This is a genomic window from Leptolyngbya sp. CCY15150 (assembly GCF_016888135.1).
GTDB lineage: Bacteria > Cyanobacteriota > Cyanobacteriia > RECH01 > RECH01 > RECH01.
In genome coordinates this window covers 293826-311111 of sequence record NZ_JACSWB010000278.1, presented here as the reverse complement: position 1 = coordinate 311111, position 17286 = coordinate 293826, and the positions used below count along the sequence as shown (strand labels likewise).

Here is a 17286-nt window from a genome sequence, read left to right as displayed (position 1 = left end):
CTATGATCAACACAATGGGTAACGAGAGAACTATGACGCAAGGACAGGGATTTGGCGGCGGCTTTGGTCTTGGCAAAATGAAAGAGCTTGCCGATGCGTTCAAAAAAGCCCAACAGGTGCAAGAAGGCGCTCGACGGCTGCAGCAAGAGCTAGAAGAGCTAGAAATTGAAGGAACCTCGGCAGGCGGGCAAGTCAAAGTCTTCCTCAGCGGTAACCAAGAACCTCGTCGGGTTGAAGTGACGTCTGAAGCCATCAATGAAGGTGCAGAGATGCTCTCGGACCTCGTCTTGGCGGCGATGAAAGATGCCTATGAGAAATCCACCACCACCATGCGCGAGCGGATGGAAGAACTCACCGGCGGCTTAAACCTGCCCGGAATGTAATATCAAGTCCGGTTGGATGAATCATGGTGGGAGATTGCATTCGATCCCCTGCTGCGCTGCCCCTTCATAAAGGGGTTACAGACATTCGGGTGCTGACAAGGCCTCGAATGAACAGCGCATCTAACCAGATTTGATATATGACATCGTCCCGATCGCATCCCGAGGCCAAGATAGTCTTGGGACTCGATAACTTGGGAACCAATGAACCAACAACGCGGAGGAGTAGATCAGCTACTTCTCTGCTTTGCTATGACTAGACATCAAAGTAGATCGGCTGACTCATAGAGACGCTTCAAAATTGCCATGATTTTGCTGCCATAGCCTGGATCCGCCGACCATCGTCCACTTAACTGATCCACCAGCGGAGCGACCCCCCGAGTGACAAAGGTAAACCGGGGATCAACCTGTTCATACACCAAGGGTTCCTGACTGGCATAGGCCTTGAGGTGTTGAATATGGGCCCGCACCCCCACCCGTTGGCTAGGAAACGTTGCCGCCACCTCTTCAGCATTAGCGCTGGCCAGACTGGCAAAATTATATTGCTCTGGCAACACCTCGCCGCCAAACTGCAAAAAGTTGGTCTCCAGACACATTTGGGAAAAGGCGATGTCGTAGTTGACGCCCTCCACGCTGCCCTCTTCTCGGTAGTATTTGGGCAGGTTGGCAAAGGTTTCTACCACATTTTCATTGTTGGCTTTCAGAAACATCAGCAACTGCATGTCTCGGACATTGCCATGGCCCATGATCCGATCTAAGGCACCGGGGCAGATGGTGAGAATCGAGCGTAGGGTCACGGTGCGTGTTTCTTTCTCCCAGCCCACAGAAATGTTGAAATCCCGCAGGTCAATCGCCTTGATATACACAATGTTGTGATGCTGGATCCGGCGCACATCGGGAGCAGACGACAGGTCAATTCCCAGTTGATCCACCAACGCCACCGGGATATAGGAATTACCGTTGACCAAAATACCGCGATCGCCGTAGGGTGAGCCGTTGAGCTGAATATCAATGAGCGGATAGCTAGAATCAGGGGTGCTGCCCTGGGTGAGGGCGCGGCTCCACGATGCCAGCCCATCAGCAATGCCCAGCGCCACATCATTCCGCTGGGTTTGCAACACGCGCAAATCCTCAGGATTGGTGAGAAACCCCACCTGCATGAGCAACGAGGGCAAGACCACCCATCGACAAAAAGCCAAACGCCCCACAGCCGTTGTGGTATCAGGGCGGGCTCCGCGACTCACATAGCCCGGCAAGCGGCGCAGCATGGCAAACAGCACCAGCTCGGCATGGCGACGGCGCTCTTGGTTGTTGGCAATATGGTAGACGCTGGCCCCGCGCACCTCCGGGTTGGTATAGGCATCGGCATTGATCTCGATCGCCACATCACCAAAGCGTCCACGGGCATTGATCCAGTCAATCGACTGCACAAGACCGAGGTCATCAGGCACCGCCAACACATCAAAACCCCGCGATCGCAGCTCTGCAACCACCAGATCTCGAATTTGAATCATCTCTTGGGCTTCGGTGGTGTCGCCTACAACAACGCCTGGGTCGAGCAGTTCATTGTCTGTCCCCCCATGACCGGCCGAGATAAAAATACGTCCCATGTGCTGTCCTCTACGGTTCTGTTGACGGATGAGATGGCTGAGTGGATCACCTGTGCGATCCCCCAAGCAGCTTAGCGATCGCCCAGAGCATGAGGGTACCCTAGTCCGCAGACATCTTAACCACCCTAGGGCGCTCACGGTCTAGAGGCGATCGCCCCATCTCATCAGCACTGTGCGAAAAGTATGGTGCGAAAAGTATGGTCAGAAGTGCCCATTAGCTTACTACCATATGTAGAGATTCGGGCGAACTTGTCGATGAATCTTGATGGAGGGATGCCCATCGTCGTACCGCTATTGTCATTGCCCCCACAGGAACCCTGAGCTAAGCCTAGGCTGACGTTGTGGCTGGCGATCGCCCTTGCGGATCCCCAGGATTTTCTCGTATAGTGGCGCTAGATATAGAGTACCCACCCATTCAGCGGCAGCGTCATCGGTACCTCCAGGCATCCTCCCGTTACTTGGCTAGAGGCGATCGCTATCCTAACTGGCTTCCGTTAGCCGTCTCATCAACCTAATCCAGATCCCTTCGCTAGGATAGATATCTCTAGAACGGTTTGCCTGTAGAAAGCGATCGCTTCCCGGTCAGCATCCCAACCGTAGTCGTTTGCGAATTCCCAGTCCCCTTCGTCTTCCTGGGCGATCGCCCCTGCCTACCAGCTCTCCATGGACATCCCTCGCCTTCACCCCGATACCATTGATGCCGTCAAGGAACGGGCCGATATTGTCGATATCGTCTCCGACCACGTGGTGCTGCGCAAGCGCGGTAAAGATTTTACGGGCCTATGTCCGTTCCACGATGATAAATCCCCCAGCTTTAGCGTCAGTCCCAGCAAGCAGTTTTACTATTGCTTTAGCTGCGGTGCCGGCGGCAATGCCCTCACCTTTTTGATGGAGCTGGGCAAGCGTTCCTTTAGTGACGTTGTCCTAGACCTAGCCAAGCGCTATCAAGTCCCGGTTAAAACCCTCGAACCCGCTCAGCGCCAAGAACTTCAGCGCCAGCTATCCCTGCGGGATCAGCTCTATGAAATTGTGGCGCTCACGGCCCGGTTCTATGAACATGCCCTGCATCAGTCCTCAGGAGAGGCAGCCCTGCAGTACCTCCAAGCGGCACGCCATCTCAGCGATCGCACCATGCAGCGGTTTCAGTTGGGCTATGCCCCAGCCGGCTGGCAGACGCTCTATGGCTATCTGGTGGAACAAAAGCGCTACCCAGCCGAACTGGTGGAAAAGGCTGGCTTGATAATTCCTCGCCAAGGGCAAGATGGCTACTATGACCGCTTCCGCGATCGCTTGATGATCCCCATCCACGATACTCAGGGGCGGGTGATTGCCTTTGGGGGGCGAGCCTTTGGGGATGATCAACCGAAGTATTTGAATTCTCCCGAAACGGATCTTTTTGATAAGGGCAAAACCCTATTTGGTCTGGATAAAGCCCGAGCAGCGATCGCCAAGCAAGACTGCGCCGTCGTCGTCGAGGGCTATTTTGACGTGATTGCCCTCCATGCCGCCGGGATCGAGAATGCCGTGGCCTCCCTGGGAACCGCCCTGAGCGTTGATCAAATTCGTCAGCTTCTGCGCTACACCGAATCTAAGCAGGTGGTGTTCAACTTCGATGCCGATACGGCGGGCGTCCGGGCCGCCGAGCGAGCCATTGGTGAGGTGGCGGATCTGGCCTATCGGGGGGATGTGCAACTGCGGGTGTTGACCATGCCTGAAGGCAAAGATCCCGATGAGTTTCTCAAAACCCACCATGCAGAAGACTATCAGACCCTCCTAGACACAGCCCCCCTCTGGCTCGATTGGCAGTTGCAGCAGACTTTGCTGGAGGCCGATCTCAATCAAGCCGATCAGTTCCAGCAAGCGACCCAAAGCATGGTGAAGCTGCTGGGCAATCTTCCCAATGCTACCCTGCGCACCCACTATATTCATCGCTGCGCCGAACTGCTCAGCCAAGGGGATGCCCGCATGGTGGTGCGATTGGAAGACGACCTGCGCAACCAAGTGCGAGGACAGCGCTGGCACGGGCGATCGCGGAAATGGCAACGGCCGGGCGATCGCTCCCTCATGGATGAATCAGAAGCCCAACTCCTACGGATTTATCTGCATCTTCCAGACCATCGGCCGCTGATCATCGCCACCATGAATGAGCGCGACCTAGACTTTGGCATGAGCTACCACCGCCAGCTTTGGCAGGTGATCCATCAACTCCAAACCCACCCGATCGAAGCCGATACCGCCTTGATAGATCGCGTGCATGATCACTACGCCAGCATTCCTGGGCAGTTGCAAACCATTCAACATATTTTTCAACTGGATGAAAAGACGCAGCGCGATGTTCTGCGTGCGCCCCTAGTGGTGCGGGGGGCGGCAGCAGCGATCGAGCAGGTGATGTGTGAAAAACGGTTTCGCCATCTCAATACCCGCTGGAAAGAAACCGACTGCGACCAAGAACCCGATCGCGCCTACGACTATCAACGGCAAATGTATGCCGAGAAGCAGCGCATTCGAGAACTGCAAGAGGAGCAGCGCCGCACCAGCTTTGAAGATCTAGCGCAAACACCGTCCCTCTAGATGCCCCGTTGTGCCACAGACAGGATGTGACCATTCATGGTGGGTGCAGATGACCTGTCGAGGCATGATGAGAGGCAAGCGAACGGGAGTGGAATCCGAACATTCAACCGCATGGTATCGACCTCATATCGACCTCAATTAAGGGATCCTGTCATCCATCGCCATCCGGTCATCGAACACATATCCTGCCTAAACGTTCATGATTCGTTGCTTATCAACCGGCTGTTTCCTAGAAAATAGGTAGGCATCTAGGGCTAGGTGGGAGTAAAATCTGAGCAGAGCTGCGCTACGGGAGAGGCTGTCCTCGCCTTTTGGATCAAAAATTCTAATCGGTTCACGAGGTTGTGCGGAACGGGCACGATCGCGCTTGTAGATACCGATGTTAGATTCCACTAACCCACGCAGGAGCAGATTCATGGCAGGCAATTCCCTATCCCTCAACATGCATTACCAAGCAGAGCTAGACCTTCTGGCCCTATTCCTAGAGACGACTCCCTTCGAAGAAGATGCTGAAGCATCCGTCTATCCTTGGAATCCGGCTGCACCCGAGTCAGACGCCTACTTCGAGCACCTAGAGCAAGATGCGATCGCTCTCGGCTGGTCGGATGAGTTGGATCAACGGGCTGAATCCCTAGGACAAGTGATGGAGCAGCTCTGGGCGTCTACTGCCAACCCCTCCATGGCAGAAACCCTCCAGAGCCGCATCCACCAAGCCCTTTCTGTAGATGTCCCCCAGACAATCGTGGATCACATTATTCAGGTGGCCCAGCGAGTCGCGGCTAGCGGTCTGGCCCTTGAAGAGCAACTGATTCAATGTGTGCAAGACTGTTTGCCCACCATGGCCAACGAAGATTGGCAGGTGCTTGCCCGTCCCTATGCCTATGCCATGCGGGACTCCAACTCTGATTCCCTAGAAGCTGCCCTACGAACCATGCGCTGTGCCGCTTGGACAGAATTATCTGGCATCGAACAAGCCCGCCTCAGCTTGGCGATCGCCCGCTATTCCATCGCCCAAATGCCTCGCTCAGAGTCCAACCCCTCCTAAGCCCCTGCCTTTCAAACACACGTCTGCGGAATCTATCTACACCTGCTGGTTCATCGACAAACCGCCCCACACGCCATCACTACAGGCGGGGGCGGTTTGTTGTTGTTGGTTGGTTGATAGTTGATTGAGGCTGGACATGAGGCGCGTCCTCTAGACCGCTGTCCCTCGATCATGGGATTGTTACCTAGCCCTAACATTAGGCTTTGCTATCGGGAGCGATCGCCTGTAGAGCCCACAGCGCCCGCGCCTGCACCGCTAGGGTTTCGTCGGTAGCCGCCTGCTGCTGCAAGAGACGGCGAATATCAGCCACGGCCGAATCGGCGGGATCAAGCACTGTTGCTAGGGCCTGCAGGCCAGCGATCGCCGCATAGCGCACCACCCATTCCCCATCGGCACAGACCGCCGTTAAGGTCTCCAAGGTCTGCATCTGCACTGGACGCTGTTGGTCTGGGGGAAGCACAGCCCATCGGAGCGTACCCAACCCCTTGGCCGCCGCCCGGCGGACGCTTAGGGAAAAGTCTTGACGGGCAGCTTCGGTCAACGTATCGAGAGCGTCAGGGTGCCCAATGCGCGATAGGGCCCGAATCGCCCAAGCCCTTGCACCATAGTTGTAGCCGTCAATTTGTTCCAGGATGACCGGAGCAGCTAGATCGCCTAGGTTCACCAACCCATCCACGGCAGCAACAGCGGCTCCGGGGTTGTTATAGCCCAACACTTGAATCAGAGTTGGAATAGCGTCAACCGATCGCAACTCCGCCAGCGATCGCACCGCCAGCAGCAGCGCCACCGGAGATGTCGCCTGTTCCACCGCCTGAATCAGCGCCTGAGCATTGGAGGAAGGAGATAGGGGAAGGGTCATACGACGAAAAAGTCCTGGAAAAACCATACCCAAGGGCTGGGCTGCCGCCTAGGTGGAAAGGGGAAGATTAGAGCAATTAGAGCAAGGTATCCATCAAGCTCAGCAGCTCACAGGCTGTGTCCGATAGCGCCAAGTCTTGGGTTGCCGGAGAGCGATCGCTCTGGAGCTGATGGTCTAGCAATCCCTGCAACGCGATTAATTTAAGACTGTTTTCCGCCAAGGCCTGGGCGATCGCTGGAGCCGCTGCCACATAGCCCGATGCACCTAGATCCATCAGAGCCGAGCGTCGCAACTGTAGGTCACTCCCCTGGAGGGAGGCCACCAGCAGGTCGCCGTAGGCCGCCTCTTGGGTTAGCTGATACATGGCTCGGGCCGCCGCGTAGCGCACCCGGGGAATATCGTGATCTAAAAAAGGTTGAATGGCTGACAGCGCCTCGGTGGCCTGCAGGGTACCCAAGGCTTCCAGGATCGAATCGTAGGGTTGATCGAGACCTAGCCCAGACGACTTGCCGACCTGTGAGGTGAGGAGGGCCGTCAAGGTTGGCACGCAAGACCGATCGCCCAGTTGCTCTAAGGCTTGAGCTGCCGCTTCGCGGACATGAAAATCGTCACAACGGAGACAGGTGATTAGCCCAGGTACAGCTCGGCGATCGCCCAACTTTCCCAAGGCGCGGGCCGCATTGCGTCGCAGCGGAAACCCACCATCAGGGGCGCGATCGTCTTCATCATCTAAAGCTGCCATCAGGGCATCAACAGCAGCGGGCTCCCTCACCCGAAACTTGCCTAACCACCAGGCTGCGTAGTAGCGCAAGCTCAAATCTTGGCGCTGTTGCAGATTAGCGATCGCCTGTTCCATGGTGAGTGAACCCGCATCGACTGCCGTTTCAGCCGAAGACCTGAGTCCAGAATCTTGGTCTGAAGAGACACTCATTTATTCGTCCGTAGATGCATCATCAGCGTCTAGCGGACGGATACTGACAATCTGTCCACCCATACGAGCAATCCGACGCATTTCATCGTTCATGCGAGCATAGGGAACTTTGATAAAAGTACTGCCACTCTTGCGAATGGGGTAGTCGTTCTTATCATTCTCACGGGTCTGGCGCAGGCCAGAAACCTCATAAACAAACACACGACTTCCTGAGGGTGTGCTAGAACCACCAATTGCGGATGCAGTAAGCATGATAATTCAGATCTCTCCTGGTTAAGTAACACTGCCGTAGCTTGCCTAGCGTCGCGATCGCTAAGGGATTCACCACAGCACCTACCCCAGCCTAGGCGAGGGACACCCCTGCCCTGGCTATCCGGTGAAAACCGGCAGTTGTATTAAGCTATGTTAACGTATAGGAGTAGGATGAATGCGGCATCAGCAACGGATCCATGATACCGCGATGGTTCAGGGTTCGCTTGTGATGTCGAAGCAATGGGCCGCTAGACTCCACAGATGCCGCTTCTCCTACTCTTCACGCCCGTTGTGCTTAGCTAGCAGGGGTAATGCTGGCGACTTTACCGCCCATTTTGTTGATCTGCTGAAGCTTGGCAGACAGTTTCTCGTAGGGAACGAGGAATGCCGTGCTGCTCCGACGAGTTCTGGGATACCCAGGTGAACGCATGCCCGAGACTTCGATGCGGAAGATCCGATCAGCGGAGCCAAAGGGAGTACCACCACCCAAAGCATTGTTGGGGGTATCGCCCGAGTTGGCGGCGCGGTATGCCCAACCATCGTGGCTACCCGATGGGCCCACGACAGCCGATACTGAATTGCGCGCTAGTTCCGATGCCAAACGAGAATCGTTACCTTCTAACTGGGCGCGATCGCTGTTGGCATAGCCGCGATAGAGACGGAACATCCGGGTAAACCCGACTGTTTTCTGACCCCGCTGGGTGTTGAACCCACGGTAGTAAGGAACAATGTTCTCGCCAAAGTTCGCTAGATATTCTTCGCTGTCAATGTAGGAGTCGATATCGGCATCAAAGCCTTGTTGCTCATACATATCGAGGTGAGCAATTACTTCAGACTCATCGTAGGGAGCGCGTCCCAATAGGTGCTTGTAGTTCAACTCGATCACACGAGTTTGGAAGTTGGAGTAGAAAAACTTCGCTTTATATAGCTCAGACTTAGCGACGCAGCGCACAAATTCCCGAACGGTGATATATCCATTCACCAAAAGGGACTCGGCACTGGTAAGGCGCTCAGACTTCATCAAATAGTCGTTCCCCAAAAGATGACGATAGACCGCACGAACGACGGCTTTGGCATCATCTTGGCTCCAGTTGGCTCGAAGCTCAACGGGAGAGGTCGAAGCAAATACGGACGTACCTAAGCGCCCGGATGCTGTTGTAATAGCCACTGTGTTGTCTCCTGATTAAACACCAATTCACCCAAAAACTAGTTATGGCGATAAGGGTTGGGCTAGATAACCTTAACGCTACGCCAATGGACGGTGCTACAACGGCTTGTGTACCTGATCTCAACGGATCTAGATACAACAATGCCCGGAAAGTCAAACAATTATCAGCCTGAGCTAACAACTGCATGCCTTCCCGGGCAAACATAAGCGCCTAGCTTAGCGCGTTGATTGCGTAGTCAAGGTAGGAGTTGGCTTCAACAGAAGGGTCACCGCTCAAGCCATGGTTAGCTTTGATGTACTTGAGAGCTTCGACATACCAGCTAGGGGATAGTTCGAAGGTGCGGTTGATTTCGTCGATACCAGCGATCAGGTACTCATCCATGGGGCCGGTTCCACCTGCAACGAGGCAGTAGGTGACCATGCGGAGGTAGTAGCCGATGTCGCGAGCGCACTTGTCCTTACCACGCTGATCGGAAGCGTAGTTGGGCCCTTGCATTTGGGTGGTGTAAGGGAACTTGTTGTAAACGGCTTGAGCTGCACCGCTGGTGAGCTGGTCAGCCTTAGCGGTCAAAGCCTTAGCAGCTTCCAAGCTAGCGCTGGCTTGCTTGAAACGACCAAAAGCGATTTGGATTTCGGTGCTGCTCAGGAAACGTCCTTGAGAATCAGCAGCAGCTACTGCTTCGGTTAGAGGGGTCTTCATCGATCAATATCTCCCTAATTTTTGCAAGATCTACTAACAAACGTGTATGGATACCCGCTGGGACTGCAAGAGCCTCAGCGCAAGCGGCGCTATTAGCTAACAGCAGCAGCAGCACGATCGAAGTAACCAGCGATTTCAGACATCAGAGCGCTACAGTCGCCAGGGGTGATACCAGCGCGGTCGTTAGCGATCGCAAGAGCTGCATCTTTCATTTTTTGCACGCCAGCAGCCACGGAAGCACCAGGGGTACCTAGAGCAACGTAGGTTTCGCGTAGACCGTTCAAGCAGCGATCTTCTAGAACACTGGCATCACCAGAGAAGATAGCGTAGGTCACGTAGCGCAAGATGATTTCCATATCGCGCAAGCAAGCAGCCATACGACGGCTGGTGTAAGCGTTGCCGCCAGGAGCGATCAGCTGAGGCTGTTCAGCAAAGAGGGTACGAGCAGCGTCGGAAACGATGCTGGATGCGTTGCTGGTGATGCGGTTTACAGAGTCCATCCGCTTGAAGCTGTCGCCAACCATGGCGCCAAGAGCATCGAGCTGTGCGGTGGATAGGAATTCGCCACGGGTGTCTGCTTGAGAAACAACCTTAGTGAATGCGTCAAACATCAGAAATCTCCTAAAGATTGACTCGATTTGAGCTTGATTTGAAAAAACTGGATATACAAAAACCAGCCTAGCTGTTTGAGCAGCATAGTTGTAGAGGGATAAAAAATTGAGTTATGCACTTATCTAGCCTCAGACACAAGCGCTTTTTCTTGATCAACCCCGATGGTCTAAACCGAGTGGTCTGACCCGGTGAGGCATAATCTTCTGTCACATCTTGTGAAATCTGAGAAAAACTTTAGCATTCATGAGAGATCGGTATGACTCCCTGAAAGCGTTGTTCCGATTGGTGCTCATCCACTTTTCGTAACCCTCTAGACTTCTTTATACACCCCTACAGGGTGTTTGTTCTTTACAAGTTGTTAAGACTTGTCGTGAATTCGACTGATTTCTTAACGGCATGAAAGCCCGTGTCTGTGTTTTCCACAACAGAATAGACGATCATCTCCCCTGAAAAAACCAAATCTTCATGAATCAAATATTAAGTAATGTCTCTAAAATATCTCTGAAAATTGGCGATCTTGAGGGTTAAAACTAAGGCAATGCAAATTCTTAAGAAAGTACAAAGTTTCCGGAGGAGAAATTTCTCAAACGACTATTAGAGTCATGTCTAGGATGCTGGCTAGGCGATGATCGCTGGGAAATCGCTGGGTAGCTCTATGGGTAGCGATAGGTAACCAGGGGCGATCGCTAGACCCATGAGTTAGACCCATGAGACTGATGCTAACTAAATGCTAAGGTCTCTGCCAGATTCGCAATCCTGCCCGCTATCCTAGACAAAATAGGTATGTTTTGGAGTTTGGAGGTCGAGCTATGTCACGGCGGAAGCGAAGTAAATCTAACCCTAATCGTCGGGGATCAACCGGGACATCGACACCAGCACAAGGTCAACGTTCGCGATCGCAGCCCCCTGTGGCTCAGTCCTCTGCGGCATCGAACGAGGTAGGGTCGGACGAGGTAGAAAAGAAACAGGACGAGGATCAGAACCAAGACGTGGCTCCAGCCGCGATCGCCTCTGTATCGTCCTCCTCTGAGCCCGTATCAACAGATACAGAGATGTCGTCATCAGCAGCATCGGCATCATTAGATCTGAGCCAGCGGGTTCAGGAACTGGAACAGGCTTTAGCAGAGCAACAGTCAGCAACCTCCACAGTTGAGGAGGCGCTCCGGCAGAAGCAAGACCTGGTAGCTCGGCTACACCAGCAAATTGGCGACTATCAGTCTAAATGCCAAACCTATGGTGCGGAGATGAATGCTCATCAAGCTAAGCTCACGGCGAAGGACTATCAAATCGTCGAAATGCAGGAGCAGATAGGGCAGCTCACCCAGCAACTGCAGCAACAGCAGGCCGTCACCAAGGAACGGGATCAACTGCAAGCGACGGTCAAGCAGCAAGAGCAAGCTTTGGCAGAGTTAACTCAGCAGGTGCAACAGCAGGATGCGATCGCGGCCGCACGAGACGAATTACAAGCCATTGTGGAACAGCACCAACAGGCATTGGCGGATGCCCACAGTCACGTCGGCCAGCTTCAGCATCTATTAGAACGACAGCAGGCAGAACACCTGCAAACTCAGCACACCGTCGAGCGCCAAAATCAAGCGATCGCTCGTCTCAATCAGCATTTGCAAGGCTTGCAAGACCAGGTTCAAGAAAAGACCAGCGAGTGTCTTCTACGCCAGCGTGACTATGCAGCGATCGCCCAGGAATCTCGTCAACACCAAGCCACCATTGAACAGCTTCAGCGGGATATGGCCGGACTACGCAGCCTAGCTAACTTAGCCGAGTCCCATCTCAACCGTTGGCAAGCCCGCACCTTTACCCGTTCATCAGGGTTTTAGGTCGCGCTGCCCAGGGGCTGAGGATCCTCGTCCTAGGGCTTTAACCCACTAGCCTGGAACTGCTACCCTGGATCATGGGCCAGTGATTCAGCCAGTATTGTTGATCGAAGGAGCAGCGGTTCATGCGGGACGTAATGGATTTTTTTCGAATGAGTGCAGGACAGTGGCGATCGCAGCGCACCACCCATCACCTGCCCTTTCGACGCACTGAACTAGGGGAACTAGAGATTCAGGCAGAGGCTTTGGCTGCCGATGATGCCAAGGTCATTGCCATCTGCGAGATGCATGATATTGACCCAGCCCTAGCCCTCGGTGGCGCGGCGGTGCAGTGGCATGGCTCTATGGCCTGGGATAAAGAAGGCGAAAACCACGAAGGCAATACGGGGTTTGCCATTGTGCCCGATGCCGAGGATCCGAGCCAGGGCAAGATGTTGCGCGAGCGCGGCTATGCGGAAATTGTGCCGGTGGTCGGGCGCTATCAGGTGGATGAAGCAGATGGGCTAATTTTGATTACCGAATACGAGACCATGAGTTCGGTCGAACGCTTTTGGTTTGCCAACCCCAACCTCCGCTTTCGCACCAGCACCGTGAAACGATTTGGTGGGTTTAACACCGCATCGTTTTGTGCGGAAACCCGCTTGGATCCAGCAGCATCCTCCGAGGTCTCGGCTAGCCCTAGCCTACCGCTGCCGTCGGTTTGGGGTTGGTAAGCCGATACGATCCTCCCCGTGCAGAGATGTTACAGGTTTTGCTGTTTTGTCGGGATTGTCCTTCACGAAAACCTGAGACAAGACATTGACCACACCCATCACCTTACCCGTTAGCCCCAGATTGCGCCTGCTGGGGCTTTTGGCATTGATCAGCGGCACGTTGCTGTGGGGCACCTCCTTTGTGGTGGTACAGGGAGCGATCGCTGACGTGCCACCCAGTTTAATCACCCTGGTGCGGTTTGGCATTGCAGCCCTGTGTTTCTTGCCTTTTTTGAAGCGCGATCGCCGCTTAATCGGCGTCGGGCTGGAGCTAGGGCTATGGATCATGGGCGGCTATACCACCCAAGCAATTGGTCTGATCTACACCACGGTCAACCGCAGCGCCTTCATCACTAGTTTGTATGTGCTGGGCATTCCCATCCTGTTTTGGCTCCTGGGGCGATCGGTGGGGCGAGTTTTTTGGATTGGGGCTGGCCTGGCCTTGCTGGGGGTTGGGCTCTTGTCCTATGACGGCACACCACCCAACCTCGGTGATCTATGGACGCTGGGCGCTGCCCTGTCCTATACCCTCTACATTTGGCGGCTAGAAGTTCATACACCCTCGTTTAACGCCCTCACCCTGACCGCAGCCCAGCTCTGGGGCACCACAGCGATCGCCCTCCTTTGGGTTTTCCTAGGACAAGCTGAGTATCTCATGCCCAGCAGTTGGCCAACTCTACCCTGGCCTGCCCTCATGTATCTGGGGATTTTTACCACCGCCTTCACCACCGTCCTGCAAACCTGGGGACAGCGGTTTGTGGGTGCCAGCCAAGCCTCGATTATCTACACCCTAGAGCCCGTATGGGCATCGATTTTTGCCTTTGTGGTGATCAACGAACGCTTGGGCATTCAGGGCATCCTAGGAGCCGCGGCCATCCTCTCGGCCACCCTTCTTTGTCAACTAGCGGGACAGAGCGATCGCCCCTAGTGCCACAAGATAGAAGAACGAAGACAGAAGAACGACAAGGAAGTCTAGGGCACACAAGGGTTTCCACCTTAGCTCCTAAGCGGGTTACTTCCGCCTCAGAGTACTAAACACTTAGGGTCATAGTGATTAGATCCTGGGATTAAGACGACACGAGGGCCAATTCCGGCAAGGCTCCCTGCATTTTAGACAGCCAGGTCACCAGATTTTCAAGCTGCTGCTCGGCCTTCAGCGCTCCTAGCCCCCGAACCGTCACCTTGCCGCTGCTGTAGACAAAGCGCGATCGCAGATGGTCGGGGAGATTTTCCTGCAGCCGTCGCCAGGCCGGTTCTTCCATGGGGGTTTCTAGCACCACATGCTGCTTGCCCTCTGGCTTAATGCGGGCAAAGCCCAGCCCCTTGGCAATTTGCTTGAGTTCCATCACCCGAATCAACTGCTGGGTGGCACCGGGGAGAGGGCCATAGCGATCGCTCCAGTCGGCGGCAATTTGGGTCAGCTCGCGACGGGACTGGGCCGCGGCCACGGCCCGGTAGGCGCTCATCTTTTGGTCGAGGTCGGGAATATAGTCGGCGGGGACAAAGGCAGTGACGTTGAGGTCGATTTGGGTGTCGTCCACTTGAGGAATATCTTGACCGCGAATTTCAGCGATCGCTTCTTCCAGCATCTCCATATACAGGTCAAACCCAATGGCGTCCATCTGCCCCGACTGTTCCGCCCCCAGCAAATTGCCCACCCCACGAATTTCCATGTCCCGCACCGCTAATTGGTAGCCAGAGCCAAGCTGGGTAAATTCCTGAATGGCGCGCAGGCGCTTGCGGGCCGTTTCTGTAAGCTGACTTTGCTTAGGATAAAACAGCCAGGCATGGGCTTGGATGCCCGCCCGTCCCACCCGGCCGCGAAGCTGGTAGAGCTGGGATAGACCAAAGCGCTGGGCATCTTCAATCAAGATCGTGTTCACCCGAGGAATATCTAAGCCCGATTCGATGATGGTCGTACAAACGAGAATTTCTGCTTCGCCGCTGCTAAAGGCCAGCATGGTGGCCTCCAGTTCGCTTTCCACCATCTGACCATGGGCGATCGCAATCCGAGCGCTAGGCACCATCTCCCGCAGGCGACCGGCCACCTCCTCAATGCCCTCCACCCGAGGCACCACATAGAAAATCTGCCCACCCCGATCTAGTTCCTGACAGATCGCCGTGCGCATCACCTCGGGGTTATAGGGCGATAGGTGGGTCTTAATCGGCCGGCGGGAGGGCGGCGGCGTAGTAATCAGGCTCATTTCCCGCACCCCAGACAGGGCCATGTAGAGCGTCCGGGGAATAGGTGTTGCCGACAGGGTGAGCACATCCACCTGGGTTTTCAGCGCCTTAATTTTCTCCTTTTGGTTCACCCCAAACCGCTGTTCTTCGTCCACCACCAATAATCCCAAGTCGCGGAAGGTGACGCCCTTACCCAGCAGTTGGTGCGTCCCAATCACCACATCTAGTTCGCCGGTGGCCAGCCGCCGCTGGATCTCCTTGCGTTCCTCGGCACTGCGAAAACGGTTGAGTAGGCCCACCTGAATGGGGTAGGGGGCAAACCGTTCCTTGAGGGTGTGGTAATGCTGTTGGGTCAGAATCGTGGTGGGAGCCAGCAGGGCCACCTGTTTACCAGCGGTAATAGCCTTGAAAATGGCGCGGATCGCCACCTCCGTTTTGCCAAAGCCCACATCCCCGCAGACCAGGCGATCCATGGGGCGCGGACTTTCCATATCCCGCTTAATATCCTGGGTGGCCTTGAGCTGATCCGTCGTGGGTTGGTAGGGGAACGAGTCCTCCATTTCCTCCTGCCAAGGCATATCGAGAGGAAAGGGGAAACCCTGCATCTCGGCCCGCTGAGCATAGAGCTTCAGTAGATCGACGGCCACCTTCTTGATCGCCTTGCGCACCTTGCTCTTGGTGCGTTCCCAGGCCTTGCCGCTCATTTTATTGAGCTGGGGAGCTGCATCACCGGCCTTACGATAGCGCGATAGGGATCCCACCTGATCCGCCGCCACTCGCAGCAAGCCGTCGGCATATTGCAGCACCAGGTATTCGCGAATCTCGTTGTTAATGCTCAGGCTTTCTAGCTTGAGAAACTGCCCCACGCCATGGTTTTTATGCACCACAAAATCGCCCGTCTGCAGCGCATTGGGATCCACCTGCTTTGACGCAGCCCGGCGGCGTTTGCGGATGTAGGTGGGGGTGGCCAGGGTATGCTGACCAAAAAACTCCCGATCGGTGACCAGCACCAGACGGAAGGTCGGCAAAATGAAGCCCTCTAGCTCCGCCAAGCCGGAATATTTCACCGCCACGGGAATGTGCTGGGTTTGCAGCTTATCAATGGCTAGGTAGTCCCGAGGATTGGGCACAAACTGGGCTGGGCAGTCGTGCTCCTGGAGCAATGCCACCGATCGCGACGGTTGGGCCGACACCAGCCAAATGCCAAAGCGGCGATCGCGTTCCTGACGCAGCACGTCGGCCAGCTTGCCAAACTGGTGGGGCAGGGTGGGCACCGGACGGCTGGCTAAGTTTACCCCCTGGCCCTCCTCCGCAATTTCACTGAGATCGAGGTGCTGAAACGCAGCGATCGCCCCCAGAGATTCGTCAAACGAACGATGCTGTTTTGGCAGGGGCGCGGCATGGTTGCCAAACATCTCCTGCCAATGATCATCGGCATGATCCAGCCAGCGATCGCTATGGGCACGGCACTGATCTGGCTCGTCCACCGCAATCAGGGTCGTCTCCGGCAGATAATCCAGCAGCGAGGCCGGGCGATCGAACGCCAGCCCCAGAAACCGGCGCGCCCCTTCTAGGGTATGGCCCGTTTCTACCTGCTCCAGCTCATCCGGCGACAGGTAGGGCGACAGCACCTCCTGATCGCTGCCCAACTGCCGCAACTGCTCCAACACGATGGGGGCAAAGGTGGTCACCGTCAACACCAGTTGGGGAATGCTGTCGAGGGATCGCTGGGTGGCGGGATCAAACTCGCGAATTTTGTCTAGCTCATCCCCAAACAGCTCCAGCCGCACCGGCAACTCCGCCGCCACCGGATATACATCAATAATGTCTCCCCGGCGGCTCCACTGCCCCTCGGTTTCCACCAGCGGCACCCGCTCGTAGCCCAGCCGCGTCAGTTGATGACTCAGATCCTTGAGGTTAATGTCCATCCCCTGCTGCAGGGTGACGCAAAACGGCTCGAAGGCCGCTTTGGGAGGTAGGTGAGGCTGAAGCGATCGCTCCGTGGCCACAATGGCTAGGGACGACTGGGGCTTATGCTTAAGACCCACCAGATCCGCCAACACCTGCAGTTGCCCCCAAGTCATTTCCGACTCGGGATCAAAGGGTTCGTAGGGCGAGGCTTCGGAACTGGGGTAGAAATGCATCGTTTGCCAGCCCATAGCCTCAAGCTGCACCGCCCAGCGGCCGGCGTCTTCCAGAGTCGCGGTGACCACCAAAAGCGGTTGGTTTTGGGCTTGGGCGAGGGCAGACGCCACTAACCCCTTGGGCAATCGCGCTACACCGTTGAGGTAAAGATGGCGATGGTTTTGGAGTTTAGTGACAAATTCTTGGGTGAGGGGCGATCGCCCCAGAGCCCGCACAATGGAAGAGAAAGCCATAGCCAGGGAAAC

At 55.3% G+C, this 17286-nt stretch carries 14 protein-coding genes; 6 read left to right on the top strand and 8 right to left on the bottom strand.

Features of this window, described 5'->3' with window-relative positions; translation table 11 throughout:
• Positions 1–32: 32 nt before the first annotated feature.
• Positions 33–383, top strand: a complete 351-nt coding sequence (locus JUJ53_RS21915; RefSeq protein ID WP_204154145.1) for a YbaB/EbfC family nucleoid-associated protein — start codon at positions 33–35, stop codon at positions 381–383.
• Positions 384–643: 260 nt separating this feature from the next.
• On the opposite strand, the gene JUJ53_RS21910 is transcribed toward JUJ53_RS21915, so the two are convergent.
• Positions 644–1990: an N-acetylmuramoyl-L-alanine amidase gene (locus JUJ53_RS21910; protein WP_204154144.1), complete on the bottom strand. Its 1347-nt coding sequence runs from the start codon at positions 1988–1990 to the stop codon at positions 644–646.
• A 663-nt stretch (positions 1991–2653) separates the two neighbouring features.
• Here JUJ53_RS21910 and dnaG point away from each other — a divergent pair.
• Positions 2654–4561 carry a DNA primase gene (dnaG, locus tag JUJ53_RS21905; protein ID WP_204154143.1) on the top strand — a complete coding sequence of 636 codons (1908 nt, stop codon included), beginning with the start codon at positions 2654–2656 and terminating at the stop codon, positions 4559–4561.
• Positions 4562–4976: 415 nt separating this feature from the next.
• The gene (locus JUJ53_RS21900) at positions 4977–5606 is read left to right on the top strand and encodes a hypothetical protein (protein ID WP_204154142.1); all 630 of its coding nucleotides are present in this window, start codon (positions 4977–4979) and stop codon (positions 5604–5606) included.
• A 196-nt stretch (positions 5607–5802) separates the two neighbouring features.
• On the opposite strand, the gene JUJ53_RS21895 is transcribed toward JUJ53_RS21900, so the two are convergent.
• From JUJ53_RS21895 to JUJ53_RS21870, 6 genes are all read right to left on the bottom strand, one after another.
• The gene (locus JUJ53_RS21895) at positions 5803–6465 is read right to left on the bottom strand and encodes a HEAT repeat domain-containing protein (RefSeq protein WP_204154141.1); all 663 of its coding nucleotides are present in this window, start codon (positions 6463–6465) and stop codon (positions 5803–5805) included.
• A 76-nt stretch (positions 6466–6541) separates the two neighbouring features.
• The gene (locus tag JUJ53_RS21890; RefSeq protein ID WP_204154140.1) at positions 6542–7396 is read right to left on the bottom strand and encodes a HEAT repeat domain-containing protein; all 855 of its coding nucleotides are present in this window, start codon (positions 7394–7396) and stop codon (positions 6542–6544) included.
• Positions 7397–7648 (bottom strand): phycobilisome linker polypeptide, encoded by a 252-nt coding sequence (locus JUJ53_RS21885; RefSeq protein WP_239125267.1) that lies wholly within the window; start codon positions 7646–7648, stop codon positions 7397–7399.
• A 295-nt stretch (positions 7649–7943) separates the two neighbouring features.
• Complete coding sequence (locus tag JUJ53_RS21880; protein ID WP_204154139.1) at positions 7944–8816, bottom strand: phycobilisome linker polypeptide; 873 nt, start codon at positions 8814–8816, stop codon at positions 7944–7946.
• A 211-nt stretch (positions 8817–9027) separates the two neighbouring features.
• On the bottom strand, positions 9028–9516 hold the full coding sequence (cpcA, locus tag JUJ53_RS21875) for a phycocyanin subunit alpha (RefSeq protein WP_204154138.1): 489 nt from the start codon (positions 9514–9516) through the stop codon (positions 9028–9030).
• A 92-nt stretch (positions 9517–9608) separates the two neighbouring features.
• Complete coding sequence (locus tag JUJ53_RS21870; RefSeq protein WP_204154137.1) at positions 9609–10127, bottom strand: phycocyanin subunit beta; 519 nt, start codon at positions 10125–10127, stop codon at positions 9609–9611.
• A 909-nt stretch (positions 10128–11036) separates the two neighbouring features.
• On the opposite strand from JUJ53_RS21870, the gene JUJ53_RS21865 reads away from it, so the two are divergent.
• The 3 genes from JUJ53_RS21865 (at position 11037) to JUJ53_RS21855 (ending at position 13640) form a co-directional block, all read left to right on the top strand.
• Entirely contained in the window at positions 11037–11963 is a 927-nt protein-coding gene (locus tag JUJ53_RS21865) for a hypothetical protein (RefSeq protein WP_204154136.1), read from the top strand.
• Positions 11964–12085: 122 nt separating this feature from the next.
• Entirely contained in the window at positions 12086–12673 is a 588-nt protein-coding gene (locus tag JUJ53_RS21860) for a phycobiliprotein lyase (RefSeq protein ID WP_239125266.1), read from the top strand.
• 85 nt (positions 12674–12758) lie between these two features.
• Positions 12759–13640 (top strand): DMT family transporter, encoded by an 882-nt coding sequence (locus tag JUJ53_RS21855; protein WP_204154135.1) that lies wholly within the window; start codon positions 12759–12761, stop codon positions 13638–13640.
• Positions 13641–13779: 139 nt separating this feature from the next.
• On the opposite strand, the gene mfd is transcribed toward JUJ53_RS21855, so the two are convergent.
• Positions 13780–17274 (bottom strand): transcription-repair coupling factor, encoded by a 3495-nt coding sequence (gene mfd, locus JUJ53_RS21850; RefSeq protein WP_204154134.1) that lies wholly within the window; start codon positions 17272–17274, stop codon positions 13780–13782.
• Positions 17275–17286 lie beyond the last annotated feature (12 nt).